The sequence below is a fragment of the Kitasatospora sp. NBC_01300 genome (assembly GCF_041435235.1).
In the GTDB taxonomy this organism is placed as follows: domain Bacteria; phylum Actinomycetota; class Actinomycetes; order Streptomycetales; family Streptomycetaceae; genus Kitasatospora.
In genome coordinates, this window is record NZ_CP108408.1 from 4543496 (window position 1) to 4568924 (window position 25429).

The window sequence follows — 25429 nt, forward strand, 5'->3', positions numbered from 1 at the left end:
CGCGCAATGGAGTGCGACGAGGTCATGCTGACCGTCCGAATCACCGCCGCCGAGCGCACGTTGCTCCGCCGGCTCGCCCAGGGACACCGCAGCGACGTGTCAGAGGTGGTGGCCGACGGCCTGCTGGACATCATCCCCACGCTCAGCTCGCCGGTGGACGCCTACCGCCTGCTGGGCGCCCTGGCGGCGCCGGCGCCGTGCGCGCTGACGGTCTGGCTGCCGACCCCGCTGGCCGACCTGCTGGTGCCCGGCGCGGCGCGGATCGCGCAGGTCACCGAGGTCCGGATCGGGTCGGCCAGCGCGATGCTGGGCGCGGCGCTGCGGCTCTGGCTGGCCCAGGACCCGGTCCGGCTGGCCACCAACCTCAGCGTGATGCACGCCGGTCGGCCGTCGGCGCTGGTCGCCGCCTAGCGGGCGGTTGAGGGGGCCCAGGGGGGGCGCTCAGGGGAGGTTCGGGGGGAGGTTCGGGGGAGGCCGGTTCAACTGGCCAGCGGCAGCCGGGGGCTGCCGATGCCCTGGCCGGCGGGGCGGTCGTCGAAGGCCTCCCGCCGGGCGGGCACCGTCGGCGGCTCGCCCGGTCTGTCACCCGCTCTGTCACCCCGTCTGTCGGCCGGCCTGTCCGCCGATCCGTCGGCGGGCCCGTCGATCGGCTCGGTGAGCAGCCGGCAGTCGGCCGCCGTCCGCCCGTCCTGGACCAGCAGCACCCGGACGGGCAGCCGGCGGCCGTCCGGCGCCTGCTCGTGGACCGCCCGGACGAGGCAGGGCCGGTCCAGCTCGATGTAGTGGTCGAAGGACGTCACCAGCTCGACCGGCACCACCGGTTCGGGGTGGCGCAGCCGCTGGGCGGCCTGCCGGGCGGCCTCCAGCACCAGCATCCCGGGCACGTGGTCCAGCTCGTGGTCGAACAGCACCGGGTGCCCGGCGTCGGTGCGCAGCAGCCAGGTGTCGGGCCGCAGGGTGGGGCTGAGCACGACGTCCGCGGGCTGTGCGCGGCCGACCAGTTCGGGTGCGGTGGGCGCGGGCGGCCGGGGCAGGGTGGTGGACCGCCGCTCGGGGCCGCGCAGCCGGGCGTAGGAGGCGGGGGAGACGACCCGCAACTGGCCGGAGCCGTGGCCGACCGGGTGGCCGTCCCGGGATATGTCGATGTGCACCCGCAGTGAGACCAGCCGCCCGTGCCGCATCCGGACGTCCTCGCAGCCGACCGCGAGCATCAGCGAGGCCGGTCCGGTGGTGACGGCCAGGCCGCGCAGGCCGTCCGGGCCGAGCGCGTAGGAGAGGTCCTCCATGACGAAGTGGTGGCCGCGCGGCACCCCGAAGCCGGCGTGGCCGATCAGCAGTCCGGCCTGCCGGATGGTCTCGGCCATCAGCACCGGGTCGTGGAAGCGGTCCCCGGGCAGGCGGTAGAAGGCGTGCAGCCGGGGCCACTGGGCGCCGAGCAGGAAGTCGTACGGACCGGTGGCCTGCCAGCCGGTGAGGAACACCTCGGACACCGAGGTGCGGTGCACCAGGTGGCGGGAGACGGTCCGCTCGTGGAAGTCGTAGCCGGGACCGGGGTGGGCGTACGGACCGTGGGCGTCCGGCTCTACGATCAATGGCATGACGGGCCCTACTCCAGGGTGGCGGTCGAGCGGCCGGTACGGCCGCCTGAAACAAAACATACAGACCACCCGGTTTCTCTTCTGCGTCTGGGGTGGCCCCTGCCGCGCAGCCCGACGCGACCACGCTACCCGGCCTCTGGACTGGGGTAATGGCCGCCCAGGGGGTGGCAGGCCCGGGGTGGGGGTGCTCCCCGCTGGACGGCGGGGTCGGCGAAGGAGCTAGATTAGATACCAACCATGCGGTTTCGGTCGGCGCCGTCCGCATGCGAGGCGTCGCCCCCCAACGGCGGCGCGCTGACAGCAGCGGGGCGGGCGGGGGGAAACGCGTCCGGCCGAGTCCGGAGGGGCCCAGTGGTCAAGCAGGAACGCGCGGGGCGGACCAGGCGTGCCGTGCTGCTCGCCGCGGCGGACACGTTCGCCGGCGTGGGCTTCGAGGCCGCCAGCCTGGTCGACATCAGCCGCCGGGCCGGGGTGAGCAAGGGCGCCCTCTACTTCCACTTCGTCTCCAAGCAGGCCCTCGCCGACGGCGTGCGCGCCGCCGCCGGGCGCGAGATCGGCTCGGCCGCGCTGCGCGCCCTGCGCTCCGGCGGACCGGCCCTCCAGGGCCTGATCGACTTCTCGCACGAACTCGCCCGGCTGCTGCGCGAGGACGTGATGGTCCGGGCCGGCGTCCGGCTCGGCCGCCAGGGCCCGCCCCGGGTCGACACCCCGGACGGCCCGCCCGGCGCGGACACCGCCTGGCGCAGCCTCACCGCCGTCGTCCACCGGCTGCTGGACCGCGCCGCCGAGGCCGGCGAGCTGCGCCCCGGGCTGGACCGCCGGGCCGCCGCCGAACTGCTGACGACGATGGCGGCCGGCCAGGTGCTGCTCGCCGCCGAGGAGGTCGACCGGCCCGGGCCGGAGGCCGTCGGTCGGCTCTGGGCGGCCGCGCTGCCGGCCCTGGTGGCGGTGGAGCACTGCGCCGGCTACCGGCTCTGAGCGGCTTCGGGCGGAGGGTGCCTAGGAGGGCACGCGCTCGGCGACGCTCAGCCGGGCGAGCGCGTGCGGCTGGACCAGGCCGGGCAGCACCAGCGTCCACAGGTCGGACATCCGCTGGATGAGGTCCCGCCGGTCGGTCAGCACCTGGGAGCTCAGCTGGATCCCGGTGACGGCCCCGGTGATCACCCCGGCGGCGGCCGCCAGGTCGATCCCCGGGTGGAGGTCCCCGGCGTCCCGGGCGCGTTCCAGCAGCCCGCGGGCCACGTCGGACCAGCCCTGGTAGGCGGCGATCTGCGGCTGGGTGAAGCTGCCGTGCTCGATCGTCAGCCGGATGCTGCCGCGCACCAGCGGGTCGTCCTGGAGGGCGTGGGCGAAGGCGTACCCGAGGTCGATCAGGGTCTGCACCGGGCTGTCCGAGGACGGCTGCCAGGTGCCCAGCCAGGCGCCCTGCCCCTCGATGACGGCGAGCGCCAGCTCCTCCTTGGAGCGGAAGTGGAAGTACAACGCGCCCTTGGTGACACCGGCCCGGTCCAGGATCTCGGACATCGTGGCGGCGGCGTAGCCCCGCTCGTCGAACACCTCGGCCGCCGCGAGGAGTACCGTCTGGCGGGTCGCCAGCGCGCGGGCCTGCCTGGCCATCGCAGCCTCCCTGGATAGTTCTGGTCCATCGGCAGCGGCCGATCCTATGGGGGCCGACGGGGCGGCGGGCCGCATACCGTCCAGTAGGTATTCTACCGAGCCGCGCCGGGGCGGAACGGACACCCGCTGGTCGGACCGGCCGGGCCCGGTGGCTCGGGCCGCCGGGAAGGCCGGAAGGCCGGCCACCCGGATGGGGTGACCGGCCGTCGCGGAAGGTTCCGGGCCGTCAGGCGGCCTGCTGCCAGCTGACCGGCGAGTAGTACGCCGGGCGGCGCTCCAGGCGCTGCCAGTTGGCGATCGGCTCGACCTGCGCGGTCGCGGCGGCCTGCTGCGCGACGGCCGCCCGGGCCATCAGCACGGCGGTGAGGGCGGCCAGCTCCTCGTCGGAGAGCGAGCCGCGGACGATACGGACGAGGGGTTCGGCGGAAGCAGTCATGGTCTGGTTTTCTCCCCCGGTGGCTTGTGGTGTGTGGTGGTCGCTCGGAACTGCGTGCTGCGGGCCGCGCGTGGGCGCGGGCGTCACATCGGCGGGTTGCCGTGCTTGCGGCTGGGCAGGTCGGCGTGCTTGGTGCGGAGCATGGCCAGGGCGGAGGCGATCACCTGGCGGGTCTCGGCGGGGTCGATGACGTCGTCGACGAGGCCGCGTTCGGCCGCGTAGTACGGGTGCATCAGTTCGTTCTTGTATTCCTTGATCTTCTGGGCGCGCATGGCGTCGGGGTCTTCGGCGGCGTTGATGTCGCGGCGGAAGATGACGTTGGCGGCGCCTTCGGCGCCCATGACGGCGATCTCGTTGGTGGGCCAGGCGTAGGAGAGGTCGGCGCCGATGGAGCGGGAGTCCATGACGATGTAGGCGCCGCCGTAGGCCTTGCGCAGGATGAGCTGGATGCGGGGCACGGTGGCGTTGCAGTAGGCGTAGAGGAGCTTGGCGCCGTGGCGGATGATGCCGTCGTGCTCCTGGTCGACGCCGGGCAGGAAGCCGGGGACGTCGAGCATGGTGACGAGGGGGATGTTGAAGGCGTCGCACATCTGGACGAAGCGGGCGGCCTTCTCGCTGGCGTTGATGTCGAGGACGCCGGCGAGGGACTGGGGCTGGTTGGCGATGATCCCGGTGACGTGGCCGTCGATGCGGGCCAGGACGCACAGGACGTTGGTGGCCCAGCGTTCGTGGACTTCGAGGTATTCGCCGTGGTCGACGATCTCCTCGATGACCTTGCGCATGTCGTAGGGGCGGTTGCCGTCGGCGGGGACGAGGTCGAGGAGGGTGTCGTTGCGGCGCTCGACGGGGTCGTCGTTGACGGCGGGGGGCGGCATCTCGCGGTTGTTCTGGGGGAGCAGCGAGAGGAGGTAGCGGACCTCCTCGATGCAGGACTGCTCGTCGTCGTAGACGAAGTGGGAGACGCCGGAGACGCCGGCGTGGACGTCGGCGCCGCCGAGGCCGTTCTGGGTGATCTTCTCGCCGGTGACGGCCTGGACGACGTCGGGGCCGGTGATGAACATCTGGGAGGTCTCGCGGACCATGAAGACGAAGTCGGTCAGCGCGGGGGAGTAGGCGGCGCCGCCGGCGCAGGGGCCGAGCATGACGGAGATCTGCGGGATGACGCCGGAGGCCTTGGTGTTGCGCTGGAAGATGCCGCCGTAGCCGGCGAGGGCGGTGACGCCCTCCTGGATGCGGGCGCCGGCGCCGTCGTTGAGCGAGACCAGGGGCGCGCCGGCCGCGATGGCCATGTCCATGATCTTGTGGATCTTCTGGGCGTGGGCCTCGCCCAGCGCGCCGCCGAAGATCCGGAAGTCGTGCGCGTAGGTGAAGACGGTCCGCCCGTGCACGGTGCCCCAGCCGACGATCACGCCGTCGGTGTGCGGCTTCTTCGCCTCCAGGCCGAAGCCCTGGGCGCGGTGCCGGCGCAGCGGCTCGACCTCGCGGAAGGAGCCCTCGTCCAGCAGCAGGTCGATGCGCTCGCGGGCGGTCAGCTTGCCCTTCGCGTGCTGGGCCTCGGTGGCCTTGTCGCTGGGGCCGCGCCGCACCTTCTCGCGCAGTTCGTGCAGCTCGGCGACCCGCCCGCGGGCGTCGGCCGCGACCTCGGGGACCTCGCCGTCGACTGGCGCCTCATGCACAACCGTCATCTCGAACCACTCCAAGGGTGAGGGAACTGTCCGACAGCCAACGTCTGCTGTGCCCCCGGCTGCGAATCACTTTCTTCACTTATGACTGTACGAGGGGCCGTGCGTTGGTTTCGGCGTCGATTCCGTACAAGGTCAGGTCCGTTTAGATGTCAGGCCTGGACAGAAGCGGTGGTGTCGAAGCCGGAGCGCTGGGTGTCCGTTCGCATACCGGGGGCTGTCGGTCAGGTGATGGCCCGATGATCTGAACATGAAGAAAAGTGCAGGTCAGGGCCGTCGTTCAGTAATGTAGGGCGGCTCTCTTGCGCCTTGCTCAAGCCCTGCTCAAGTCCGGTCGGGCACCGGTGCGGATCCGTGCTAGAGGGCGCCGAGTCGTAGGGAAGCGCCAAAAACACCACAGCCCACCCGATGCCGTCCGGGTGGGCTGTCCGGGGGATCCCCCCAGTGGCTCCGATCAGCTCTTTCGGCCGTCCTCGGGCTCGTCCTCGCCCCGAAGCTCCTGCTCGCGGCGGCGCAGATCGGCCTCCCACTGCTTCAGCATGTCCTCGTGATCCTTGTCGCTCTTCTTCAACGAGGCGAGGAATTCGGGGTCGTCGTCCGGTGCGAGCGGGCGGCCGTCGCGCCGGACCGGCTGCCCCGGACGGCCGTCGGCTTCGTCGGGCGCCCCGGTCCGCAGGAGGCCGCGCTGCTTGCCGGCCACCAGCCAGGCGATCGGGCCCACCGGCGGGAACAGCAGCACGATGAGCACCCACACCGGCTTGGGCAGGTGCTTCACCTGGTCCTCGGGCGTGGTCAGGCAGTCGATGAACGCCCACACCCAGAGCGCGAGCGGAAGGATGATGGTCAGAAGAATTCTCAGCACGGCGGCGATCTCCCTGCGGGGCGGTCGGGGCGGGTGCCTTCCCGGGGCCCTTGACGGAGCCAGGCTATCCGGTGGCGGATACTGACAGGCATGGCATACGACGATCTCCGCTCGTTCCTGCGGGCACTCGACCGTGAGGGCGACCTCAAGCGCATCAAAGCAGAGGTGGACCCGCACCTGGAGATCGGCGAGATCGTCGACCGGGTCCAGAAGGCCAAGGGCCCCGCGCTGCTCTTCGAGAACGTCAAGGGCTCGACGATGCCGCTCGCGATGAACGTCTTCGGCACCGAGCGGCGCCTCGCCAAGGCACTCGGCCTCAAGGGCCCGGACGACATCGCGGAGAAGATCGCCGGCCTGCTCAAGCCCGAGCTGCCGCAGGGCTTCACCGGCTTCCGGGACGCCTTCGGCAAGCTCGCCTCGATGGCGCACGTGCCGCCCCGGCACGTGAAGTCCGGTGACGCGCCGGTCCAGGAGGTCGTGCTCACCGGCGACGACGTCAACCTGGACGAGCTGCCCGCCCTGTTCACCTGGCCGATGGACGGCGGCTCCTTCTTCAACCTGGGCCTCACCCACACCAAGGACCCGGACAGCGGCATCCGCAACCTCGGGCTCTACCGGCTCCAGCGGCACGACCGCCGCACCATCGGCATGCACTGGCAGATCCACAAGGACAGCCGCAACCACTACGCGGTGGCCGCGAAGCGCGGCGAGCGGCTGCCGGTCGCGATCGCCTTCGGCTGCCCGCCCGCCGTGACCTACGCGGCCACCGCGCCGCTGCCCGGCGACATCGACGAGTACCTGTTCGCCGGCTTCGTCGCCGGGGAGCGGGTGAAGATGGTCGACTGCAAGACCGTCCCGCTCCAGGTCCCGGCCGACGCCGAGGTGGTGCTGGAGGGCTGGCTGGAGCCCGGCGAGATGCTCCCCGAGGGCCCGTTCGGCGACCACACCGGCTTCTACACCCCGCAGGAGCCGTTCCCGGCGCTGAAGATCGACTGCGTGACGATGCGCCGCCGTCCGATCCTCCAGTCCATCGTGGTCGGCCGCCCGCCAACCGAGGACGGCCCGCTGGGCAAGTTCACCGAGCGGTTCTTCCTGCCGCTGCTGAAGATCATCATCCCGGACATCGTCGACTACGACCTGCCCGAGGCCGGCGGCTTCCACAACTGCGTGATCGTCTCGATCGACAAGAAGTACCCCAAGCACGCCCAGAAGACGATGCACGCCATCTGGGGCGCCCACATGATGTCGCTGACCAAGCTGATCATCGTGGTGGACTCCGACTGCGACGTGCACGACTACCAGGAGGTCGCCTGGCGGGCCTTCGGCAACGTCGACTACAGCCGCGACCTCACCGTCGTCGAGGGCCCGGTCGACCACCTCGACCACGCCTCCTACCAGCAGTTCTGGGGCGGCAAGGCGGGCATCGACGCGACCCGCAAGCTCCCCGAGGAGGGGTACACCCGGGACGGCGGGTGGCCCGAGATGGTCGAGTCGGACCCGGCCACGGCCGCCCTGGTGTCCCGCCGCTGGAAGGAATACGGACTGTGAGCACCGCTGCCGTCGAGACGCCCGGGCGTACGAAGGCCTTCCTGCGGCTGGTGATGATCGAGCACTCGGTCTTCGCCCTGCCCTTCGCCTACACCGCCGCACTGACGGCCATGTTCCTCGCCGACAAGCGGGTGCACTGGGGCGAGCTGTTCATCGTCACCGTCTGCATGGTCGGCCTGCGCACCTTCGCCATGGCCGCCAACCGGATCATCGACCGCGAGATCGACGCCCGGAACCCGCGCACGGCCTCGCGCGAACTCGTCACGGGCGCGGTGTCGCTGAAGACGGCGTACGCCGGCTCGGCCGTGGCACTGATCGTCTTCCTCGGCGCGGCGGCGATGCTCAACCCGCTCTGCCTGGCGCTCGCGCCGGTCGCCGTCGTGCCGATGGTGGTCTACCCGTACGGCAAGCGCTTCACCGACTTCCCGCAGGCCATCCTGGGCCTCGCCCAGGCCATGGGCCCGGTCGGCGCCTGGCTCGCGGTGACCGGCACCTGGTCGTGGGACGCCCTCGTGCTGGGCGTCGCGGTCGGCGTGTGGATCGGCGGCTTCGACCTCATCTACGCCTGCCAGGACGTCGAGTCCGACCGGCACGGCAAGGTGCGGTCGGTACCGGCCCGCTTCGGCATCCCGGCGGCCATCTGGGGCGCGCGGGTGTGCCACGTCGTCACGACCCTCCTGCTGGGGTGGTTCGCGATCCTGACCCACGCCGGCGCGGCGTTCTGGGTCGGCCTGGTCGTCGTCGCGGGCGCGTTCGTCTACGAGCACACCATCGTCAAGCCGAACGACCTGTCCAAGCTGAACCGGGCCTTCTTCCAGACCAACGGCTTCGTGGGCATCTCGCTGTTCGCCTTCGCCCTGCTGGACCTGATCATCCGCGGGCTCGGAGTCTGAGCCCCGCGGAGTCACTTCTTGCGTCGACCTGGTCGCCATGGGTGCTTATCGTCGATCCCGACAACGGTCTCGTTGAACGGGAGTTGCACCGCAATCACCGCCGAGCTCGACATGCTGGCCTAGAGCGACACGCGTGGGTTCGCCGCTGCCTTCGTACGCGGTGTCATCCAGGTGGAGTGCCGCTCGTTGCCGGGAAGGTGCTCCAAGCCCCAGCTCACCCGTTCACCGCCGCGAGGGCGGCCCGGTAGAGCTCGGCGACCTCGACGGCGTGGGACCAGCGCTCCTCGGCTGTCGGGGCATGGTTGGCCAGGTAGTTCGCCCGGTGGTACGCCTTTGCGGTCTCCGGGACCCGCTCGATCTCCACAACTGCGGCCCAGTGGGCGACGAACGCGTGGATCGGGCCGGCGGCGCCCGTTCGGATGGCCTCCGCCATGGCCCTGGCCTGCCCCTCCACCAGCTCCGGAAGTCGGTCGGCGGCCACGACGGTGAGCGCGGCCTTGAGTGAGGTCGGGGTCTTCTCGGGGCGGGGGATGGTGTCTTGCCCAGGGTGATTCATGAGGCAATCCTGTCGTCCCACCTGAGCCGGGTCAGCGGAACAGGGCGGCGTGATCCGTGGCCCAGGTGCGGAAGTTGCGGGGTGGGTGGCCGGTGAGGTCCTGGACCGTCGTGGTGGCCGGGTTCGGGGTGGTGATGCGGGCGTGGATGAAGTCCAGTGCGCTGTCGACGGCCGCTCCGGGCCGGCCGGCGGCGGACATGCGGCGGCGGGCCGCCTCGCGGGGGATCTCCTGCCACTTCACCGGGCGGCCGGCGGCCTCGCCGATGATGTCCACCTGTTCCGCCTGGGTGGGGCACTCCGGGCCGGTGAGCAGGTAGCGCGCGCCGTCGTGGCCGTCCTCGGTGAGGGCGCGGACGGCGACCGCCGCGATGTCCCGCTCGTCCACCGGGTTCAGTCCGGCCGCGCCGCCGTAGCCCTGTACGGCGCCCCCGGAGCGGATCTCCTCCGCCCACTGGAGCGCGGCGGTGAACCCGTGCGCCCGCAGCACCGTGTGCCGGACGCCGCTCCCGGCGAGCAGCGCCTCCACCTCGCCCTCGGCCCGGACAGCCGTCGAGGAGAGGAGCACCACCCGCCCGGCCTCCCGGGCCAGCACCCCCACCGCGTCCGCCGCCTCGTCCGCCGTGGGGAACGGCCACCCCAGCAGTACCGCGCCCGCCCCCTGGACCGCCGCCTCCAGCGATGCCGGGTCGAGCAGGGCCCGCTGCGTCAGCGTCCGCACCCGCACCCCGGCGGCGGCGAGCTGCAGCCCGACGTGTCGCTCGACCGCTCCGGGGACGCCGACCGCCAGCACAGGTGACGTATCGTCAACTCGCTTCTCTGTCATGTCTCGAACGTAGGCGAGAACCATGAGACGCCCCATGCTTGCGGGTCTCCGGTTCATGCGCCATCGTCTACCAGGCGCGCGCCAACTCGCGTGCGCCCCCGGGTGCTTCGCGCGCTGATTGGTCGTCAATCCGGTTAACACCAGCTGCTATCAGCGTGTTACGTTCCGTGGCGCAAGCGGAAAAGAGAAGACCCCGGCGGTGCTACCAACACCCCGGGGCCTGGCACCAGGAGCAAACCCTCCCCATGCAGATTCATCGTAGCGCGCACTCGCGCTTTTTCTCCGTCCTTCCGAACGGACTCCTCCAGGACCGCGGTCTCAGCTACACCGCCCGAGGACTCCTCGCGGACCTCCTCTCCCGCCCGGACGGCTGGCGCGAGGACGGCCGGGGCATGGCCGACAGCAGCCCGCAGGGGCGTGGCGCGATCCGCCGGACGCTCAACGAGCTGAAGGACGCCGGGTATTACCGGGTCGAGAAGGTCCGGATGCCCGACGGCACGATCCGGACCGAGGTGCACGTGTACGACACTCCTCAGCGTCCGGGGCCGCCGAGTGCCCCACCCCCGGCCTCCGGTGAGCCCGATACCGGCCCCTCTGACGCCCCTCCCGTAAAGAACCCGGAAGAAGTACCCACCCTCCCCGCCGCGTTGACCGAGACCGATCCACACGTCCGGGAGGCGGTGGCCACGCTCCACCGGGTGATCCGCCGGGAGCCCCGCCTGCGCCTCGGCGAGGCCGAGGCCGCCGCCCTCGCACCCCTGGTCGCCGAATGGCTGGCGAGGGGCCACACGGACGCCGACCTCGCCCAGGCCCTGCTCCCCGACCTGCCGCGACCCCTGCACTCGCCGGTCGGCCTGCTCCGCAACCGCTTGCAGCGCAAGCTCCCGCCGCCGCGTGAACCCGCCGTCGCCGCACCTGCCCGCTCCGAATGCGCGGAGTGCCGCGATCCGGTGCCCCGCCCCGGCATCTGCCGCTCCTGTGCCGGCCTCGTCCCCCGACGAGTCGCCCCGGACCCGGCCACCGCCCGTACCGGCGCCGCCCGAGCCCGCGGGGTTCTCCTCGCCGCCCGCAGACTCGCCCTGGCCCCTGTCGCCTGACCGGCTGTCGGCTGCGCACAGGAAGTCGGAATCGCCGACTTCCTGTGCGCTCGCCTGGGGCGGCTACTCCGAACGGTCGGAGAGGAAGGCCTCGTACTGGGTGGCCGTGATTCGACGGGTGGAGGCGGGTGTCAGTTGTGCAGGAAGGACTCCAGCGAGGTGGCCAGCGCCACCGGTGTCTCGTACATCGGGTAGTGGCCGCTGCCGTCGAGCTCCTCCAGTTCGGCGTTGGGGTAGTGGGCGAGCCAGGTGCCGCGCATCACGTCGGCGGTCAGGGCGAGGTCGTGTGCGCCCACGATCACCTTGACGGGGACGGGGTTCCCGCTGATGCGGCGTTCCAGGTCGGCCGTCGCCCAGTCCCGCACGTACCCGCCGAAGGCCTCGGGGGTGGAGAGCCGGAGCGACTGGTCGACCATGCGGTCCAGCCAGACCCGGCCCGCCCGCTGCCCGGTGACCAGGTCGAGGATCGCGTACCGCTTCTCGCGGTCCTCGGCCGCGCCGTAGAACAGCGCCTCGCCGTCGGCGTCCAGCGGGTAGGCCCCGGCGGGGACGGGTGCCAGGCCGACGAGCTTGCGCACCCGCAGCGGCGCCTCGGCCAGCACCTGCTGTGCGGCCTTGCCGCCCATCGAGTGGCCGACCAGCGAGAAGCGGTCCCAGCCGAGTTGGTCGGCCAGGGCGAGGGCGTCGGCGGCGATCTCGGCGAGCGTGTAGGAGCCGGTGACGTCCTTGCGCTCCCCGTAGCCCCGGTAGTCGAGGAACGCGTAGCTGAAGGCCCTGTCGTCGAGGTAGTCGAGGAAGGGCCCCCAGCCCGTGCTGGTGCCGAACCAGTCGTGCAGGACCAGGACGTGGTGGTCGCCGGTGCCGGTCGAACGGTGAGGGATCGTCATGCCCTCGGTCCTTCCCAGGAAGCCTCCCGCCCGAACGGCCGGTCGCCGGCCCGTGCGGCGGCCGGCTACGCCGTGGGGCGCCGGGCGAAGGCCGGGGCGTGTTCGGGGCGGGGGCCGAAGGCGATCAGGCGGGAGATGCCCAGCCGGACCGCCGGGACGTGGCGGACGAGCGCGGCGAATCCCATCGGCGGGCCGGACCTCCGGCCGGTGAGCGCCGGGACGAACATCACGCCGTGCAGGATCCGTTGCAGCCGCTGGATGACCACGGTCGGCATCTGCCGCCGCTGCTGCACCCGGGCGAGCGCGGCGGTGGTCGGGCGGCCGCGCAGCAGCGGCTCGGCGAGCAGGGTGGCGGCCGCGACGGCGTCCTGGATGGCGAGGTTGATGCCCACCCCGCCGGCCGGGGACATCGCGTGGGCGGCGTCGCCGATCAGCAGCAGCCCGTCGGTGTACCAGCGGTCCAGCCGGTTGAGCCGGGCGTCGAGCATGTGGACGTCGTCCATGCCCGCCAACTGGTCGACGCGGTCGGCGTACTGGGGCAGCAGCCGGGCGATCCGCTCGCGGAAGCGCTCCACGCCCTCGGCGCGCAGCTGCGGGTCGGAGCCCTTGGGCTTGAAGTAGGCGATCTGGAAGTAGCCGTCGCGGGCGATGCTGAGGGCCAGTTCGCCGTTGCCGAAGCCGGCGACGAGGCTGGGCGGCGCGGCCTGCTCCTCCGCGTGCCGGGGCAGCCGGAACCACCAGACGTCGAAGGGCACCGGGTACTCCTCGGCCACCAGCCCGGCCGCCTTGCGCAGGGTGGAGTGCCGGCCGTCGGTGCCGACGGTGAGGTCGGCGCGGAGCTCGCCCTGCTCGCCGTCCCGGGTGCGGTAGCGCACGCCGGCCACCCGGCCGTTCTCCTGGATCAGCCCGGTGGCCTCGGTGTTCATCCGCAGGGTGAAGGTGGGTTCCTGCCGGGCTTCCTCGACCAGGAAGTTGAGCAGGTCCCACTGCGGCATCATCGCGATGTAGTTGTACGGCGCGGGCAGCCGGTCGTAGGCGCTCAGCGGGACCTGGCCGACGCCGGGCACCGGCACCACCAGGTTGCCGAGCCGGCTCTGCGGCAGTGCGGCGAACTTCCGGCCGAGGCCGAGTTCGTCCATCAGTCGCACGGTGGAGGCGTGGACGGTGTCGCCGCGGAAGTCCCGCAGGAAGTCCCCGTGCTTCTCCAGCACGGTCACCTCGACACCCGCCCGGGCCAGCAGCAGGCCCAACATCATTCCGGCCGGTCCGCCCCCGGAGATCACGACGCTCATGGCTCTCTCCCTTGCTGTGCTCGGTTGATCACCTTCCGTGTGGAACTTGCATTTACAGAGTCTCTGGAACTGTCTCAGGTGTCAAGTAGTATGCTGCTTCACATGAAGGATCTGGTGGCGGCCGCCCTCGCGGCGGCGAAGGACCGGGGCCAGGACGTCGCGGACGTCCCGCTGACGGCGATCGCCGCGACAGCCGGCATCTCCCGCAGCACCCTGCTGCGCAGGCTCGGCGGCTGCCGGGCACCGCTGGACGAGGCGGTCCGACAGGCGGGCGTCGACCCGGGCGGACGGCCGCCGGTACGGGAGCGCGCGATCGCGGCGGCGGCCGGGCTGGTGGCCGAACGCGGCCTGGGCGGGGTCACCCTGGACGCCGTGGCGGACCGCGCCGAGTGCTCGCTGCCCAGCCTGCACACCGTCTTCGAGGGCCGGGACGGCCTGCTCACCGCCGTCTTCCTCCAGTACGGCCCGCTGCCGGACCTGGAAGCGCTCGCCGCGAACCCGCCGGAGCATCTGGAGGGCACCGTCCGGGCGCTCCACCGCGCCTTCGCCGCGGCCTTCGACCGCCAGCCCCGGGTCATGCCGGCGGTCTTCGCCGACCTGTTCGCCCGCCCGGACGGCCCCGCCTCCCGGATGATGGCGGCCCACCTGCCGCGGCTGTTCGACGGCCTCGGCCGGCTGCTGCTGCCGTACATCGAGGCCGGACGGCTGCGCCCGCTGCCGCTCCCGGTGCTGGCCCAGCTGCTGTTCGGCCCGCTGGTCAACCACATCCTGCTGCGGCCGGTCCTCGAACCGGCCTTCGGCGCCGGACTGCCCTCGCTGGAGGAGTCCATCGACCTCTTCGCCGAGACCTACCTGCGGGCGGTCGCCCTGCCGTAGCGGGGGCCGGGAGACTGCCTGATCCGTTTCCGGGGCGTGGCTCCCGGGAAAACGCCGAGCCCCGGCTCGCCGGGCGAAGCCGGGGAGCCGGGGCTCGGACGGGGGCGGTCAGGCGCTGCGGCGGCGGCGCGCGACGAAGAGCGCGCCGATGCCGCTGACGAGCAGGGCGGCGGCGCCCGCCGCGGTCTTGATGACGCCGTCCGACCCGGTGTGGGCGAGCTGGCCGCCCGCCAGCTGGGTGCCGGTGGTGCCAGTGGTGCCCGTGGTGGCGGCGGTGTCGGTCTCGTCGGCGGTGCCGGTGGTGTAGGTGGTCCGGATGGCGGGGCCGGTGCCGATGCCGGAGGTGTCGGCGGGCGCGGCGGTGAGCTGGATCGCGGTGCCCTGCGGGCCCGCGCTGGCGGCGTGGGCGGTGCCCTCGTTGATGTGGGCGGACGGGTTGACGAAGGTCTGGCCGACCTTGGCCTCGGCGGTGTAGGCGAGGCGGACGTGCTTGGTGATGGTCGTGCCTGCCGCGAGGGCGTCGTCGCTGAGGAGGTAGCGGACCAGGACGCCGACCTGGGGGCCCGGGGTGCCGGTCACGGTCTCCCAGGTGCCATCGGCCTTCTGCATCTCCAGGACGCTGTGCGGGTCGGCCCACAGGATGGTGGCGAGCTTGCCGAACCGGGAGGCGCTGGGGTTGTTGACGGCGACGTCGAACTCGACCGGGGCGCCGCCGACGACGGCGGTGGTCGGCGCGTTCTTGAGCTGGACGGCCAGCGACTTCACCGCGACGTCCTTGGTGTCCTCGGCGAGCACGGTGTCCTCGGCCGCCGGGTCGACGACGGCGGAGTAGAGCTTGGTCGGCTGGTTGTAGCCGCTCGCGTCGTTGTTGCCCACGGCGGCGAGCCGCAGCTGGAAGGTCTTGGTGGCGCCGGCGGGGACGGTCAGGCCGGTGACCTTGCCGCTGAAGTTGAAGGTCCTGTCGCTCTGCTTGAAGGTCAGCTCGACCGGCTTCCAGGTGCCGTCGGCGTCGCGGTACTCGATGGCGAACGCGTCGTGCACCCGGGCGTGCACGTTGCTCACGTTGAGCTTCAGGGTGAACGGGGCCTCGGCGGTGCCCGGGTTGGTGACGGTCTCGGAGAACTCGACGGGCTCGCCGCCGAACCCGATCGAGGACGGCTCCTGGATGGTCAACGCCGGCTTGGTGGCGCCCAGAGCGGGGGTGGCCGGGGTGGCGGTGACGTTGATCGCGACGAACTGTGGAAGCCCGTCGCCGACACCGTCCCCGGCCTGACCGTCGCCGCCGGCGCCACCAAGACCGTCCAGCTGCGCCTCACCACCGAGCTCGCCGCCTACTGGTCCAACCAGGACTCGACCGTCACGCTCAGCTCCGCCGTCCTCGACGCGACCGGCACCACCGTCCTCGCCGAGAGCACCGACCAGGTCGCGGCCAAGGCCATCACCGTGCAGGTCAAGGACGCGCCGACCACCGCCGTCGCCGGCGGCGCCCCGGTCGAGTTCGACGTCACCGTGACCAACCCCAGCGCCTCCCGCTACACCACCGTCGACAAGGTCGTGGAGGCGGACAAGCACAGCACGCTCCAGGTGCGGAAGGCCGACGGCAGCTGGGAGAACATCACCGGCACCCCCAGCAGCCAGCCGGGCTCCGACCGGGTCACGTACCACCTCACCGACGACAGGACCATCGCCGCCGGCAGCAGCGACACCCGGCACGTCCGCTTCGCCTTCACCGCCGACGCCCCGCTCGGCACCGCCTACATCCACCCGTGGGCGATGCTCGACCAGGGCCCCGGGGCCATGCAGGCGATCGTCGGTCCCCCCGTCCTCACCGCCGCCACCCTCGGCGTGCTGCTGGCCACCGGCGCGGTCCTGTCCTCCCCCGCCGCGTACGCCGCCCAGGCCCCGACCGCCGCGACCGCCCCCGCCGCGCCGGCCGCCCAGGCCACGGCCGACAAGCCCGCGCTGAAGGTCAACGCGCCGGCGACGGTCGGCCGCGGCGGACAGCCGGTCGAGTTCACCGAGACCATCACGAACCCCGGTACCACCGAGGCCTCCTTCACCCTGAAGATCGGCACGAGCGGCACGAACTCCGTCTCGGCGTACGCCATCAAGGTCGACTACCGCGACGCAGACGGCACCTGGGCGGGAGCGACGGGCGCGGACAGCAGGCATGGAAATACCCCCCAGGGTGTTCTGCCGTCGGCATTTCAGCCGCCGGCCGGTGCATGTGGTTGAAGTCGGACCCGAAGTTCGAGGGCGTCGCCCCCAGCGCCTCTCGCGGTCCGGGTTCGGCGGGCTTCCCCGCCTCTCACTGACATAGACGTGCGGCGGCCGCTGGGGTTGCAGCTGATCCAAAAGTTTTTTCGAAAATCTCCGAGACCGCTCTGACCTGCGGTTCTTCTGTCCCCGCCCCCGCCGGTCTCAGTGCAGCGCGAGCTCGTCGCCCACGCTCAGCCGCCCGGGGGCGGCGACCTCGGCGAGGGCGTCGAGCCGGCCGTCGTGGGCGTGCACGATCGCCTTGAGGATCTCGGGGGCGTGCGGCAGCCCAGGCTGCGGGGCGCCGGTCATCGCGCAGCGCTCGCTGGAGCGGACGAAGGCGAGGCGGGCGCCGGTGCCGCCGTGGCCCTCCCGGCCGAACCAGCCGTCCTCGATGAAGGGCGGGGTGCCAGGGGGAGTCCGCAGCAGGATGTTGGGGCGGAACCGGCGCTCGTCGACCACCGTGAAGGGGGCGGCCTCGCGGGCCCAGTCCAGGGTGGCGGTGGTGAGCACGCTGACCGGCAGCTGGTCGAAGTGGGAGACGGCGTCCTCGCGGGCGAGTTCGACGTCCTCGCGCTGGAGGTAGGCGCGCAGGAACGTGGCCGGGTCGGTGACCGGGCGGCCGAGCGGGTCGAACAGTTCGGGGCCGTCGATCCGGTGGCCGAGGCGGGCGGAGAGGCGGAGCAGGCCGTCCATCCGGCGGAAGCGGCGGGTGTTCTTGCCCGAGCCGAGCTTGCCGTCCGCGTCGCGGACGGCGTAGAGGCGGTCGCCGGCCAGGCCGCGCTCGTCCACCTCGACGGAGTCGAGCCGTTCGCCGCCGGTGGACTTCACGGGGTAGCGCCAGAGTCGCTCGATCACTCCGATGATCTCTGCCATGGGCGGACAGCGTAGCGGCGGCGCCGGGGGATGGTCTAGACCAAGTCCCGTGCGGCGACTGGCCGGAACGTCTCAGGGCGTGTCCTCGGACGCCCGCTTGCACGCCGACGACACGCCTCAGCCCAGCCGCGCCACCGCCCGGACCGGCGCACCGTCCGCCGCCGCCAGCCGCAGCGGGAACAGCGACACCTCGACCGGCCGCCCGGCCTCCTGGGCGTCCAGCAGCGCCCGCAGATCTGTCAGGTTCTCGGCGATCACCCCGCCGCCGGGCGCCCCCAGCAGCACCCGGTGCGCGGCGAGGGTCGGCTCGTCGGCCCCGGGCTGGTCGTGCTCGTCGGTGAGGTCCGCGAGCAGCGCGGCGACCGCCGGGTCGCCCGGGCCCGGGTCGGGGGTGGGGTCGACGCTCAGCGCGTCCACCCCGACGGTCCGCACCCCGGCGGCGACGATCGCCTCGGCGGCGGCCGCGGTCAGGCTGGGGTGGGCGAGGTAGGCGTCGGTGCCCCAGTGCCGGGCCCAGCCGGTGGCGAGCAGCAGGACGGACCCCTCGCCGACGCGCGCCAGGGCGGGCGCGAGCAGCTCGGGGGTGACGGCGGCCCGGGGCTCCAGCCCGCGCAGGTCGGCGAGCACCGCGGGGCCGGTGAACCGCTCCAGCGGCAGCCCGTCCAGGGTCGGCCAGGTGACGTCCACGTGGTACGGCGCGTCCACGTGCGTCCCGGACTGCGAGCCGAGGTGCAGGGCCAGCACGTTCACCCCGGCGGTGGCGGTGGTGAGCGCGGGCTCCAACAGGACGGCCGGATCGCCGGGGTAGACCGGCATCGCGGTGGTCACCTGATGGGTGAGGTCGACGAGGGTCGCTGCCATGCCCCCATCCTTCCAGGGGAGCCCGCGGATGAGGCCCGACCGGGTGAGTCCGGATAGAAATGGGACATGGGAACAGTGAAGCGTCAGCCGTGGGTGGTCGGGGTCTCTGGTGCGTCGGGGACGCCGTACGCCGCCTCGGTGATCCGGGCGCTGCTCGCCGCCGGGGAGCCGGTGGACCTGATCGTCAGCCGAGCCGCCCGGCTCACCATCCTCGACGAGACCGGCATCTCCTTCCGGGACGCCCACTGGCGCGCCGACCTGGCCGCCTGGCTGGGCTCCGACGAGGGCCTGGACGACGTCCGCTACTGGCCCGCCGGGGACTTCGCGGCCGGCCCGTCCAGCGGCTCGTACCCGGCCAAGGGCATGCTGGTGGTGCCCGCGACCACCGGCGCGGTGGCCGGGATCGCGCTCGGCCTGAGCAAGGACCTGCTGCAGCGGGTGGCCAGCGTCACCCTCAAGGAGCGCCGCCCGCTGGTCGTGTGCGTGCGCGAGACGCCACTCAACGGGGTGACGTTGAAGCACCTGGTGGAGCTCGACGCGCAGGGCGCCGTCGTCGTCCCCGCCTCGCCCGGTTTCTACGCCGGCGGCTCGACCGTGCGGGAACTCGTCGACTTCGTGGCCGGCCGGGTGCTGGACGCGGTCGGCGTCCCGCATTCCCTGTACCTGCGCTGGGAAGGGGAGTTGGGGGCGGCGGTCCGCCGGGCCGACGAGAACGGCAGCGTGTCGACTGAGGGGGAGTGAGGAGGCCGGGGGCGGGAGAGTATCTTCTCTGCGATATCCGGGTTGTTCCGCGCATGGCGCCTTGGAATCCGGATAATGATCTGTGGGTCTGGTGAGGTTCGGAAGGACGCGGACGGTATATGGACACGGTGGACAGACAGCTCATCCAGGCGCTCCGGGAGAACGGCCGCGCGTCCTACGCCGAGCTGGGCCGACTGGTCGGACTCTCCGGCCCGAGCGTCACGGACCGGATCAACCGACTGGAGCAGGCCGGCGTCATCACCGGCTACCGCGCGACGGTCAACCCGGCCTCGCTCGGCTTCGGCGTCACGGCCCTGATCGGCCTTCAGCTGACCGACGCCGCCGATCACGAGGACGTCGCGCACCGGCTCAAGGACCTCAACGAGGTCGAGGACTGCTGGTTCATCGCGGGTGACGACTCCTACATGCTCAAGGTCCGGGTGGCCGACGTGGCGGGCCTGGAGTCGGTGGTCAAGCGGATCTCGGGCACGAAAGGCGTGGCCCGCACCCGCACCACCGTCGTACTCTCCACGAAGTGGGAGAACCGGGTGAGCGAACTCCCTCCCGAAGGAGAGTGACGGATGGCACTGGTCGGTCTGGAGGAGCTGCGCGCCGCTCGGCAGCGGATCGCGGGGGTGGCCGTGCGCACCCCGCTGGTTCCCGCCCCGTGGGCGGACGAGGGGGAGCGCCGGCTCTGGCTGAAGCCCGAGAACCTCCAACCGACCGGGGCCTTCAAGACCCGCGGCGCGTACAACCGGCTGGCCGCGCTCACCGAGGCCGAGCGGGCCCGCGGCGTGGTCGCCCAGTCGAGCGGCAACCACGCGCAGGCGGTGGCGTACGCGGCGGCGCTGCTCGGCATCAAGGCCGTGATCGTGATGCCGGACACCTCGCCGGCCGTGAAGGTGGAGTCCACCCGGGGGTTCGGCGCCGAGGTCGTCCTGGTGCCGCCGGAGGAGCGGGACACCCTGCCCGCCGAGCTGGCCGAGCGGCACGGCTACGTCTGGGTGCCGCCGTACGACGACCCGTTCATCATCGCGGGCCAGGGCACGGTCGGCCTGGAGATCGCCGAGGACGCCCCGGCCGGGCTGGACACCGTCCTGGTGCCGGTCAGCGGCGGCGGCCTGATCTCCGGGACGGCGGCCGCGCTCAAGCTCACCCGCCCGGGCATCCGGGTGATCGGTGTGGAACCGGAGCTGGCCGCCGACGCGCAGGCCAGCTTCCGGGCCGGCCGCCGGCTGGCCTGGCCGGTCGCCGACACCTACCGGACCATCGCGGACGGGCTGCGCACCCCGTCGGTCGGCGAGCTGCCCTTCGAGCACCTGACCGCGTACGTGGACGACATCGTCACCGTCACCGAGGACGAGATCCGCGCCACCGTCGCCCTGCTGGCCCGTCGCGGCCGGCTGGTCGCCGAGCCCTCCGGCGCGGTCGCCCCGGCGGCCTACTTCCACCGCGCCGCCGAGACCGGGGGCCGGACGGTCGCGGCCGTGGTCAGTGGTGGCAACATCGAACCCGCACTGCTCGCTGAGCTGCTGTCGGCATAGGCGTACGCTCGGTCCGGCAAGGAATCGAAGTCGGAGGAGGCGGGGCACCGCATGGACGCAGGGCTGAAGCGCGAGCTGGAGGCGAAGGTCTACGCGGGTGAGCGGCTGACCCGCGAGGACGGGATCGCGCTCTACGAGAGCGACGACCTGGCCTGGCTGGGCGGTCTGGCCCACCACGTGCGGACGCGGAAGAACGGCGACGTCGTCCACTTCAACGTCAACCGCCACCTCAACATGACCAACGTGTGCAGCGCGTCCTGCGCGTACTGCTCGTTCCAGCGCAAGCCGGGCGAGAAGGACGCCTACACGATGCGCATCGAGGAGGCCGTCCGGCTCGCCAAGGCGATGGAGGTCGACTCCCTCACCGAGCTGCACATCGTCAACGGTCTGCACCCGACCCTGCCCTGGCGCTACTACCCGCGCTCGCTGCGGGAGCTCAAGGCGGCCCTGCCGAACGTCTCGCTGAAGGCCTTCACCGCCACCGAGATCCACTGGTTCGAGAAGATCAGCGGCCTGCCCGCCGACGAGATCCTGGACGAGCTGATCGACGCCGGCCTGGAGTCGCTGACCGGCGGCGGCGCGGAGATCTTCGACTGGGAGGTCCGCCAGCACATCGTCGACCACGACACCCACTGGGAGGACTGGTCGCGGATCCACCGCCTCGCCCACAGCAAGGGCCTCAAGACGCCGGCCACCATGCTGTACGGCCACATCGAGGAGCCCCGGCACCGAGTGGACCACGTGCTGCGGCTGCGTGAGCTGCAGGACGAGACCGGCGGCTTCCAGGTCTTCATCCCGCTGCGCTACCAGCACGACTTCCACGACTCCAAGGACGGCGTCGTGCGCAACAAGCTGATGGCCCGCACCGAGATGGCCACCGGCGCCGAGGCGCTGAAGACCTTCGCGGTCTCCCGACTGCTCTTCGACAACGTCCCGCACGTCAAGGTCTTCTGGGTGATGCACGGCGTCACCACCGCCCAGCTGGCGCTCAGCCACGGCGCGGACGACATGGACGGCTCGGTGGTCGAGTACAAGATCACCCACGACGCGGACAACTTCGGCACCCCGAACAAGCTGGGCCGCGACGACCTGCTCGACCTGATCCGCGACGCCGGCTTCCGCCCGGTCGAGCGCAACACCCGCTACGAGATCATCCGCGAGTACGAGGGCCCGGACCTGGGGCGCCGCGAGGCCCCGCAGGCCATGCGCCTCTGACCGTCGACCTCCCCGCCGCCCGGGCCCCGGCCCGGGCGGCGGCGTTTCTTCACCGCCCCCGCACCTGCCCCGGGTTTACCAACCGGTACACCGTTTGGCAGGATCGGCGGTATGTCCGGTTCTCATCGCGCCACCACGTACCCGTCGTACGAGCCGATACCGGAGCCGGTGTACGGGGTGCCGCAGCAGCCGTACGGGGCGGGAGAGCCGTACCGGCAGCCCGTCCGGCAGGACCACTACGGCGAGTACGGGCAGCCCCCGCAGGCCCCTGACGGGTACTTCGAGGCGTACGAGCAGCCGTTCCAGCCGTCCCAGCCGTACGCCGCCGGGCCCGAGCCGGTGTACGCCCCCGAGCCCGCGTACGCCCCCGAGCCCGCGTACGTCCCCGACCCGGCGTACGACGCCGGGTCCGTGTACGACGCCGAACCGGTGTACGCGTTCGAGCCGGAGCCCGTCCGGCAGCCCGCGCCCCTGCCCGCCGCGGCGCCCGTGGGTGCCCGGGCGGCCGCCCGGGGGCACCGCCGGAAGGCGAAGAAGAAGCGCCACGGCAAGGCGGTGATGGCCGGCACCGCGTTGCTGGTCGCGGCCACCGCCGGCTGGTACACCGTCGGCCAGGACGACGCCAAGCCCGTCGCCGCGGCCGCCGACGGCCCCGGCCCGGAGGGCGTCAGCACGCCCGACCAGCCGGCTCCCGCCGCCCGGGCCGCCGCCGACCGGCAGGCCCAGACCCCGGCCGCAGCCCGCAGCCAGGTCCGTTCGGACGGCTCGGTCGCCGCGATACCCGGCCTCGGCGCCGACTTCGTCGCGAAGATCCCCGCCGAGACCACCCAGGTGGTGCTCGCCTCCGGCCAGGACAAGAACGGCAACAAGAACAGCGTCACGCTCTGGACCCGCACCCCCGAGGGCCGCTGGCTGGCCGGCGAGACCTGGCAGGGCCACAACGGCAACAACGGCTGGACCGCCGACCACAACGAGGGCGACCTGCGCAGCCCGATCGGCGTCTTCGCGCTCACCGACGCGGGCGGCCGCAAGGCCGACCCGGGCAGCAAGCTCCCGTACGACAAGGACCCGAGCTTCGTGGTCTCCGGGACGGGCTTCTTCGGCGACCAGCTGGCCGGTTCCTTCGACTACGTGGTCGCGATCAACTACAACCGGGTGCCCGGAAACTCCCCGCTGGACCCGCGCCGCCCGATGGGAGCGAAGAAGGGCGGCGGGATCTGGATCCACGTCGACCACGACGGCCCCACCCACGGCTGCGTCTCGATCCCCGAGGACAAGATGGCCGAGCTGATCCGCACCCTGGACCCGGCGGCCCACCCGGTGATCGTGATGGGCGACGCCACCTCGCTGGCCGCCTGACCCCGGCGTTCCGACCCCAGCCCGGCCCCGGCCCGACCCTGGCCCGCCCTGGCCCGACACCGGCGTTGCGGCGGCGTCCGCGCGGCGTTCCGGGCGGTGCGGGGCCCGTCAACGGCGGCGGTGCCCGCCCCCTCGTCCGCCCCGGCGTCGATCCCGGCGCGCCCGGAGGCCAGTCGCCGCAACGCCCCTTGTCGGGCTCCTACAGATCGCGGGGGTGGATCCTGTAGCCGGGCGCGCCCAGCTGACCAGTGGGTAACCCGGTTCCATGGCACTATGAGCGGTTCGCGCATTGTGGCACTCGGCCACTACCAGCCCCCCAAGGTCCTCTCCAACGACGACCTGGAGGCGCTCGTCGACACCAACGACGAGTGGATCCGTAGCCGGGTGGGCGTCAGAACCCGGCACATCGCCGAGGGCGAGACCCTGGTCGACCTCGCCACCGAGGCCGCGCAGAAGGCGCTCGCCAAGAGCGGTCGGACGGCCGACGAGATCGACCTGATCGTGGTCGCCACCTGCACCGCGATCGAGCGCAGCCCCAACACCGCCGCCGCCGTGGCCGCCCGGCTCGGCGTCCGGGCCCCCGCCGCGTACGACATCAACACGGTCTGCTCCGGCTTCTCGTACGCCCTGGCCACCGCCGACCACGCGATCCGGGCCGGCGCGGCCCGCCGCGCGCTGGTGATCGGCGCCGAGCGGATGTCCGACACGCTGGACTGGACCGACCGCACCACCTGCGTGATCTTCGGCGACGGCGCCGGCGCCGCGGTGGTCGAGGCCCAGGAGGACGGTGCCGAGCCCGGCATCGGCCCGGTGGTCTGGGGCTCCGAGCCGGAGAAGGGCGACGCCGTGGTGATCACCGGCTGGGACCCGGTGATCAGCCAGCAGGGCCAGTCGGTGTTCCGCTGGGCCACCACCCAGCTCGCCCCGCTGGCCCGCCGGGCCTGCGAGCAGGCCGGGATCGACCCGTCGGAGCTGAAGGGCTTCGTGCCGCACCAGGCCAACCTGCGGATCATCGACTCGATCGCCGCCAAGCTGGGCCTCACCGACGCGGTGGTGGCCCGGGACGTGGTCGACTCCGGCAACACCTCGGCCGCCTCGATCCCGCTGGCCTTCTCCAAGCTGGTCGAACGCGGCGAGCTGTCCCCGGGCGACCCGGTCCTGCTCTTCGGCTTCGGCGGCGGGCTCGCCTACGCCGGCCAGGTGGTCCGCTGCCCCTGACGGCGCGGAGCCGGGCGTACGGGGCCCCTGGGGCCCCTGAGGGCCCCTGAGGGGCCGGAACGCGAACATGCCGGTGGGCGGGCACCCTGTGTGAGGGGTGCCCGCCCACCGGCATGTCTGGCGCGCGTGCGGTACGTCGGCGGACCTCCCCCGAGGACACGGCCGCCGTCCGTCGTACCCCGGACAGGAGGCCGGGGCTGCGCGCGGAGCGGATGGTCGGTTGAGCGGATGGTCTACTTGGGCGGCTTCTTGCCGGTGACGCCCAGGTACACCAGGGGAGCGAGGTTGGGCTTGAGGTCCTTGACCTTGACGCCCCAGGAGGTGAAGGCCTTCTGGTGCTCGGCCGCCGAGGCGAGCAGCGAGACCAGGGCCCCGGCGACGGCGTTCGGGTCGAGCGACTTGTCGGCCTGGCCCTTCGCCTGGAGTTCCTTGACGGCCTCCGCGAGCGGCTTGGCGACCGCGTTGAGGACCGTCATGCGGATCTTGAAGAACCGCTTGTCCCCTTCGGCGGCACCGAGCGTGACCACTCGGAGAATGGCGTCGTTCTTGCGCCAGAAGGCGAGGAATCCGTCGACCAGTTCTTCCGAAGTGGTCGGACCGGACTTCCCTGCCCAGGACTTTCCGGCCACCAGCTCTTTGAGGGTGTCGGCGTCCTTGGCCATTTCCTCGGCGATTTCGAGGACAGCGCCCTCGACATCCGGGAAGTACTGGTAGAAGGTCGCGGGGGAGGTACCCGCCATACGGGCGACGTCGATGACCTTGACGTCCCGGTACGGCGACGTGCTGAGCATCTCGCGGAGGCAGTCGAGCAGCTTCTGCCGCGTTTCCTGTCCGCGTCGCCCGGCGACGCGACCGTCGACGGTGCGAACTTGTCCTGTCATGCCGTCAGCTTACCGTGGCACGATCTTGGCGCGATTCGGTGATGCGACTATTACTCCGCACGGGGGGTTGCTATAGGGGCATGAACCACTTCGGACGGATATTCACCGCGCTCCGCAGGTGTCGTTGAAGCCCCCCCGTGTGCTTTTGACCCCACAGCGTGACGGCGAGTCCGCTGAGGGGTGGTCGAGTGACAGAGCGTGACGACGGGCGGCGTCGAAAGATCGGCGCCGAAGTGGAGGGTCCGGACGTCCGGGTGCAAACCGCGGCCGGAACGGGCGTCAGAATCCGGCCGTTCCGTCATCACCGGCCG

Annotated in this window: 26 protein-coding genes; 13 read left to right on the top strand and 13 right to left on the bottom strand. The window is 72.2% G+C overall.

What is annotated here, in order from left to right:
- Positions 1 to 24 precede the first annotated feature (24 nt).
- Entirely contained in the window at positions 25 to 411 is a 387-nt protein-coding gene (locus OG556_RS20195) for a hypothetical protein (protein ID WP_371518327.1), read from the top strand.
- 68 nt (positions 412 to 479) lie between these two features.
- On the opposite strand, the gene OG556_RS20200 is transcribed toward OG556_RS20195, so the two are convergent.
- A complete protein-coding gene (locus OG556_RS20200; protein ID WP_371518328.1) occupies positions 480 to 1598 on the bottom strand; it encodes a ScbA/BarX family gamma-butyrolactone biosynthesis protein in 1119 nt (372 codons plus the stop codon).
- A gap of 351 nt (positions 1599 to 1949) precedes the next feature.
- Here OG556_RS20200 and OG556_RS20205 point away from each other — a divergent pair, with 351 nt between their 5' ends.
- Entirely contained in the window at positions 1950 to 2576 is a 627-nt protein-coding gene (locus tag OG556_RS20205) for a ScbR family autoregulator-binding transcription factor (RefSeq protein WP_371518330.1), read from the top strand.
- A gap of 21 nt (positions 2577 to 2597) precedes the next feature.
- On the opposite strand, the gene OG556_RS20210 is transcribed toward OG556_RS20205, so the two are convergent.
- The 4 genes from OG556_RS20210 to OG556_RS20225 all read right to left on the bottom strand — a co-directional run bounded on the left by OG556_RS20210 (position 2598) and on the right by OG556_RS20225 (position 6195).
- Positions 2598 to 3215 carry a ScbR family autoregulator-binding transcription factor gene (locus tag OG556_RS20210; protein ID WP_350878465.1) on the bottom strand — a complete coding sequence of 206 codons (618 nt, stop codon included), beginning with the start codon at positions 3213 to 3215 and terminating at the stop codon, positions 2598 to 2600.
- A 226-nt stretch (positions 3216 to 3441) separates the two neighbouring features.
- On the bottom strand, positions 3442 to 3651 hold the full coding sequence (locus OG556_RS20215; protein ID WP_063348879.1) for an acyl-CoA carboxylase subunit epsilon: 210 nt from the start codon (positions 3649 to 3651) through the stop codon (positions 3442 to 3444).
- 83 nt (positions 3652 to 3734) lie between these two features.
- Positions 3735 to 5336, bottom strand: a complete 1602-nt coding sequence (locus OG556_RS20220; RefSeq protein ID WP_371518332.1) for an acyl-CoA carboxylase subunit beta — start codon at positions 5334 to 5336, stop codon at positions 3735 to 3737.
- A 451-nt stretch (positions 5337 to 5787) separates the two neighbouring features.
- Positions 5788 to 6195: a PLD nuclease N-terminal domain-containing protein gene (locus OG556_RS20225; RefSeq protein ID WP_371518334.1), complete on the bottom strand. Its 408-nt coding sequence runs from the start codon at positions 6193 to 6195 to the stop codon at positions 5788 to 5790.
- Positions 6196 to 6285: 90 nt separating this feature from the next.
- Between OG556_RS20225 and OG556_RS20230 the strand changes: the two genes are divergently transcribed.
- On the top strand, positions 6286 to 7743 hold the full coding sequence (locus OG556_RS20230) for a menaquinone biosynthesis decarboxylase (RefSeq protein WP_371518335.1): 1458 nt from the start codon (positions 6286 to 6288) through the stop codon (positions 7741 to 7743).
- Entirely contained in the window at positions 7731 to 8636 is a 906-nt protein-coding gene (mqnP, locus tag OG556_RS20235; RefSeq protein ID WP_371522772.1) for a menaquinone biosynthesis prenyltransferase MqnP, read from the top strand. The genes OG556_RS20230 and mqnP overlap by 13 nt, the downstream gene beginning before the upstream one ends.
- A 214-nt stretch (positions 8637 to 8850) precedes the next feature.
- Here the strand turns inward: mqnP and OG556_RS20240 are convergent, their stop codons facing one another.
- Both OG556_RS20240 and OG556_RS20245 read right to left on the bottom strand, forming a co-directional pair.
- Positions 8851 to 9192 (bottom strand): hypothetical protein, encoded by a 342-nt coding sequence (locus tag OG556_RS20240; RefSeq protein WP_371518336.1) that lies wholly within the window; start codon positions 9190 to 9192, stop codon positions 8851 to 8853.
- 31 nt (positions 9193 to 9223) lie between these two features.
- On the bottom strand, positions 9224 to 10015 hold the full coding sequence (locus OG556_RS20245) for a hypothetical protein (RefSeq protein ID WP_371518337.1): 792 nt from the start codon (positions 10013 to 10015) through the stop codon (positions 9224 to 9226).
- Positions 10016 to 10260: 245 nt separating this feature from the next.
- Between OG556_RS20245 and OG556_RS20250 the strand changes: the two genes are divergently transcribed.
- On the top strand, positions 10261 to 11112 hold the full coding sequence (locus OG556_RS20250; protein WP_371518338.1) for a hypothetical protein: 852 nt from the start codon (positions 10261 to 10263) through the stop codon (positions 11110 to 11112).
- A 131-nt stretch (positions 11113 to 11243) separates the two neighbouring features.
- On the opposite strand, the gene OG556_RS20255 is transcribed toward OG556_RS20250, so the two are convergent.
- Together OG556_RS20255 and OG556_RS20260 are read right to left on the bottom strand one after the other, a co-directional pair.
- On the bottom strand, positions 11244 to 11999 hold the full coding sequence (locus OG556_RS20255; RefSeq protein WP_371518339.1) for an alpha/beta fold hydrolase: 756 nt from the start codon (positions 11997 to 11999) through the stop codon (positions 11244 to 11246).
- Positions 12000 to 12064: 65 nt separating this feature from the next.
- Positions 12065 to 13291, bottom strand: a complete 1227-nt coding sequence (locus tag OG556_RS20260) for an FAD-dependent oxidoreductase (RefSeq protein ID WP_371518340.1) — start codon at positions 13289 to 13291, stop codon at positions 12065 to 12067.
- Between the two features lie 102 nt (positions 13292 to 13393).
- Between OG556_RS20260 and OG556_RS20265 the strand changes: the two genes are divergently transcribed.
- Positions 13394 to 14167 (top strand): TetR/AcrR family transcriptional regulator, encoded by a 774-nt coding sequence (locus tag OG556_RS20265; RefSeq protein WP_371518342.1) that lies wholly within the window; start codon positions 13394 to 13396, stop codon positions 14165 to 14167.
- Positions 14168 to 14275: 108 nt separating this feature from the next.
- Here OG556_RS20265 and OG556_RS20270 read toward each other — a convergent pair whose 3' ends face one another.
- Complete coding sequence (locus OG556_RS20270) at positions 14276 to 15229, bottom strand: LPXTG cell wall anchor domain-containing protein (RefSeq protein WP_371518344.1); 954 nt, start codon at positions 15227 to 15229, stop codon at positions 14276 to 14278.
- On the opposite strand from OG556_RS20270, the gene OG556_RS20275 reads away from it, so the two are divergent.
- Positions 15215 to 16402, top strand: a complete 1188-nt coding sequence (locus OG556_RS20275; RefSeq protein ID WP_371518345.1) for a hypothetical protein — start codon at positions 15215 to 15217, stop codon at positions 16400 to 16402. The genes OG556_RS20270 and OG556_RS20275 overlap by 15 nt on opposite strands.
- Positions 16403 to 16588: 186 nt before the next feature.
- Here the strand turns inward: OG556_RS20275 and OG556_RS20280 are convergent, their stop codons facing one another.
- On the bottom strand, positions 16589 to 17299 hold the full coding sequence (locus tag OG556_RS20280; RefSeq protein ID WP_371518347.1) for an MOSC domain-containing protein: 711 nt from the start codon (positions 17297 to 17299) through the stop codon (positions 16589 to 16591).
- Between the two features lie 117 nt (positions 17300 to 17416).
- Positions 17417 to 18160 (bottom strand): cyclase family protein, encoded by a 744-nt coding sequence (locus tag OG556_RS20285; protein WP_063348889.1) that lies wholly within the window; start codon positions 18158 to 18160, stop codon positions 17417 to 17419.
- Between the two features lie 66 nt (positions 18161 to 18226).
- On the opposite strand from OG556_RS20285, the gene OG556_RS20290 reads away from it, so the two are divergent.
- The 6 genes from OG556_RS20290 (at position 18227) to OG556_RS20315 (ending at position 24237) form a co-directional block, all read left to right on the top strand.
- The gene (locus OG556_RS20290) at positions 18227 to 18901 is read left to right on the top strand and encodes a UbiX family flavin prenyltransferase (protein WP_371518348.1); all 675 of its coding nucleotides are present in this window, start codon (positions 18227 to 18229) and stop codon (positions 18899 to 18901) included.
- 119 nt (positions 18902 to 19020) lie between these two features.
- On the top strand, positions 19021 to 19479 hold the full coding sequence (locus OG556_RS20295; RefSeq protein WP_063348891.1) for an Lrp/AsnC family transcriptional regulator: 459 nt from the start codon (positions 19021 to 19023) through the stop codon (positions 19477 to 19479).
- Between the two features lie 3 nt (positions 19480 to 19482).
- A complete protein-coding gene (locus OG556_RS20300) occupies positions 19483 to 20445 on the top strand; it encodes a threonine/serine dehydratase (protein ID WP_371518349.1) in 963 nt (320 codons plus the stop codon).
- A 51-nt stretch (positions 20446 to 20496) separates the two neighbouring features.
- Positions 20497 to 21660: an aminofutalosine synthase MqnE gene (gene mqnE, locus OG556_RS20305; protein WP_063348893.1), complete on the top strand. Its 1164-nt coding sequence runs from the start codon at positions 20497 to 20499 to the stop codon at positions 21658 to 21660.
- 111 nt (positions 21661 to 21771) lie between these two features.
- Positions 21772 to 23019: a L,D-transpeptidase family protein gene (locus tag OG556_RS20310; RefSeq protein WP_371518351.1), complete on the top strand. Its 1248-nt coding sequence runs from the start codon at positions 21772 to 21774 to the stop codon at positions 23017 to 23019.
- Between the two features lie 273 nt (positions 23020 to 23292).
- The gene (locus OG556_RS20315) at positions 23293 to 24237 is read left to right on the top strand and encodes a beta-ketoacyl-ACP synthase III (RefSeq protein WP_063348894.1); all 945 of its coding nucleotides are present in this window, start codon (positions 23293 to 23295) and stop codon (positions 24235 to 24237) included.
- A 233-nt stretch (positions 24238 to 24470) separates the two neighbouring features.
- Here OG556_RS20315 and OG556_RS20320 read toward each other — a convergent pair whose 3' ends face one another.
- Complete coding sequence (locus OG556_RS20320; RefSeq protein ID WP_030055725.1) at positions 24471 to 25118, bottom strand: TetR family transcriptional regulator; 648 nt, start codon at positions 25116 to 25118, stop codon at positions 24471 to 24473.
- Positions 25119 to 25429 lie beyond the last annotated feature (311 nt).

Coding starts and splice junctions, on each gene's coding strand:
- OG556_RS20285 (WP_063348889.1), bottom strand. CDS start 18,160: ATGGCAGCGACCCTCGTCGACCTCACCCATCAGGTGACCACCGCGATG.
- OG556_RS20300 (WP_371518349.1), top strand. CDS start 19,483: ATGGCACTGGTCGGTCTGGAGGAGCTGCGCGCCGCTCGGCAGCGGATC.
- OG556_RS20230 (WP_371518335.1), top strand. CDS start 6,286: ATGGCATACGACGATCTCCGCTCGTTCCTGCGGGCACTCGACCGTGAG.
- OG556_RS20210 (WP_350878465.1), bottom strand. CDS start 3,215: ATGGCCAGGCAGGCCCGCGCGCTGGCGACCCGCCAGACGGTACTCCTC.
- OG556_RS20250 (WP_371518338.1), top strand. CDS start 10,261: ATGCAGATTCATCGTAGCGCGCACTCGCGCTTTTTCTCCGTCCTTCCG.
- OG556_RS20260 (WP_371518340.1), bottom strand. CDS start 13,291: ATGAGCGTCGTGATCTCCGGGGGCGGACCGGCCGGAATGATGTTGGGC.
- OG556_RS20295 (WP_063348891.1), top strand. CDS start 19,021: ATGGACACGGTGGACAGACAGCTCATCCAGGCGCTCCGGGAGAACGGC.
- OG556_RS20320 (WP_030055725.1), bottom strand. CDS start 25,118: ATGACAGGACAAGTTCGCACCGTCGACGGTCGCGTCGCCGGGCGACGC.
- OG556_RS20265 (WP_371518342.1), top strand. CDS start 13,394: ATGAAGGATCTGGTGGCGGCCGCCCTCGCGGCGGCGAAGGACCGGGGC.
- OG556_RS20195 (WP_371518327.1), top strand. CDS start 25: ATGCTGACCGTCCGAATCACCGCCGCCGAGCGCACGTTGCTCCGCCGG.
- OG556_RS20245 (WP_371518337.1), bottom strand. CDS start 10,015: ATGACAGAGAAGCGAGTTGACGATACGTCACCTGTGCTGGCGGTCGGC.
- OG556_RS20315 (WP_063348894.1), top strand. CDS start 23,293: ATGAGCGGTTCGCGCATTGTGGCACTCGGCCACTACCAGCCCCCCAAG.
- OG556_RS20290 (WP_371518348.1), top strand. CDS start 18,227: ATGGGAACAGTGAAGCGTCAGCCGTGGGTGGTCGGGGTCTCTGGTGCG.
- OG556_RS20215 (WP_063348879.1), bottom strand. CDS start 3,651: ATGACTGCTTCCGCCGAACCCCTCGTCCGTATCGTCCGCGGCTCGCTC.
- OG556_RS20280 (WP_371518347.1), bottom strand. CDS start 17,299: ATGGCAGAGATCATCGGAGTGATCGAGCGACTCTGGCGCTACCCCGTG.
- OG556_RS20240 (WP_371518336.1), bottom strand. CDS start 9,192: ATGAATCACCCTGGGCAAGACACCATCCCCCGCCCCGAGAAGACCCCG.
- OG556_RS20220 (WP_371518332.1), bottom strand. CDS start 5,336: ATGACGGTTGTGCATGAGGCGCCAGTCGACGGCGAGGTCCCCGAGGTC.
- mqnE (WP_063348893.1), top strand. CDS start 20,497: ATGGACGCAGGGCTGAAGCGCGAGCTGGAGGCGAAGGTCTACGCGGGT.
- OG556_RS20310 (WP_371518351.1), top strand. CDS start 21,772: ATGTCCGGTTCTCATCGCGCCACCACGTACCCGTCGTACGAGCCGATA.
- OG556_RS20255 (WP_371518339.1), bottom strand. CDS start 11,999: ATGACGATCCCTCACCGTTCGACCGGCACCGGCGACCACCACGTCCTG.
- OG556_RS20200 (WP_371518328.1), bottom strand. CDS start 1,598: ATGCCATTGATCGTAGAGCCGGACGCCCACGGTCCGTACGCCCACCCC.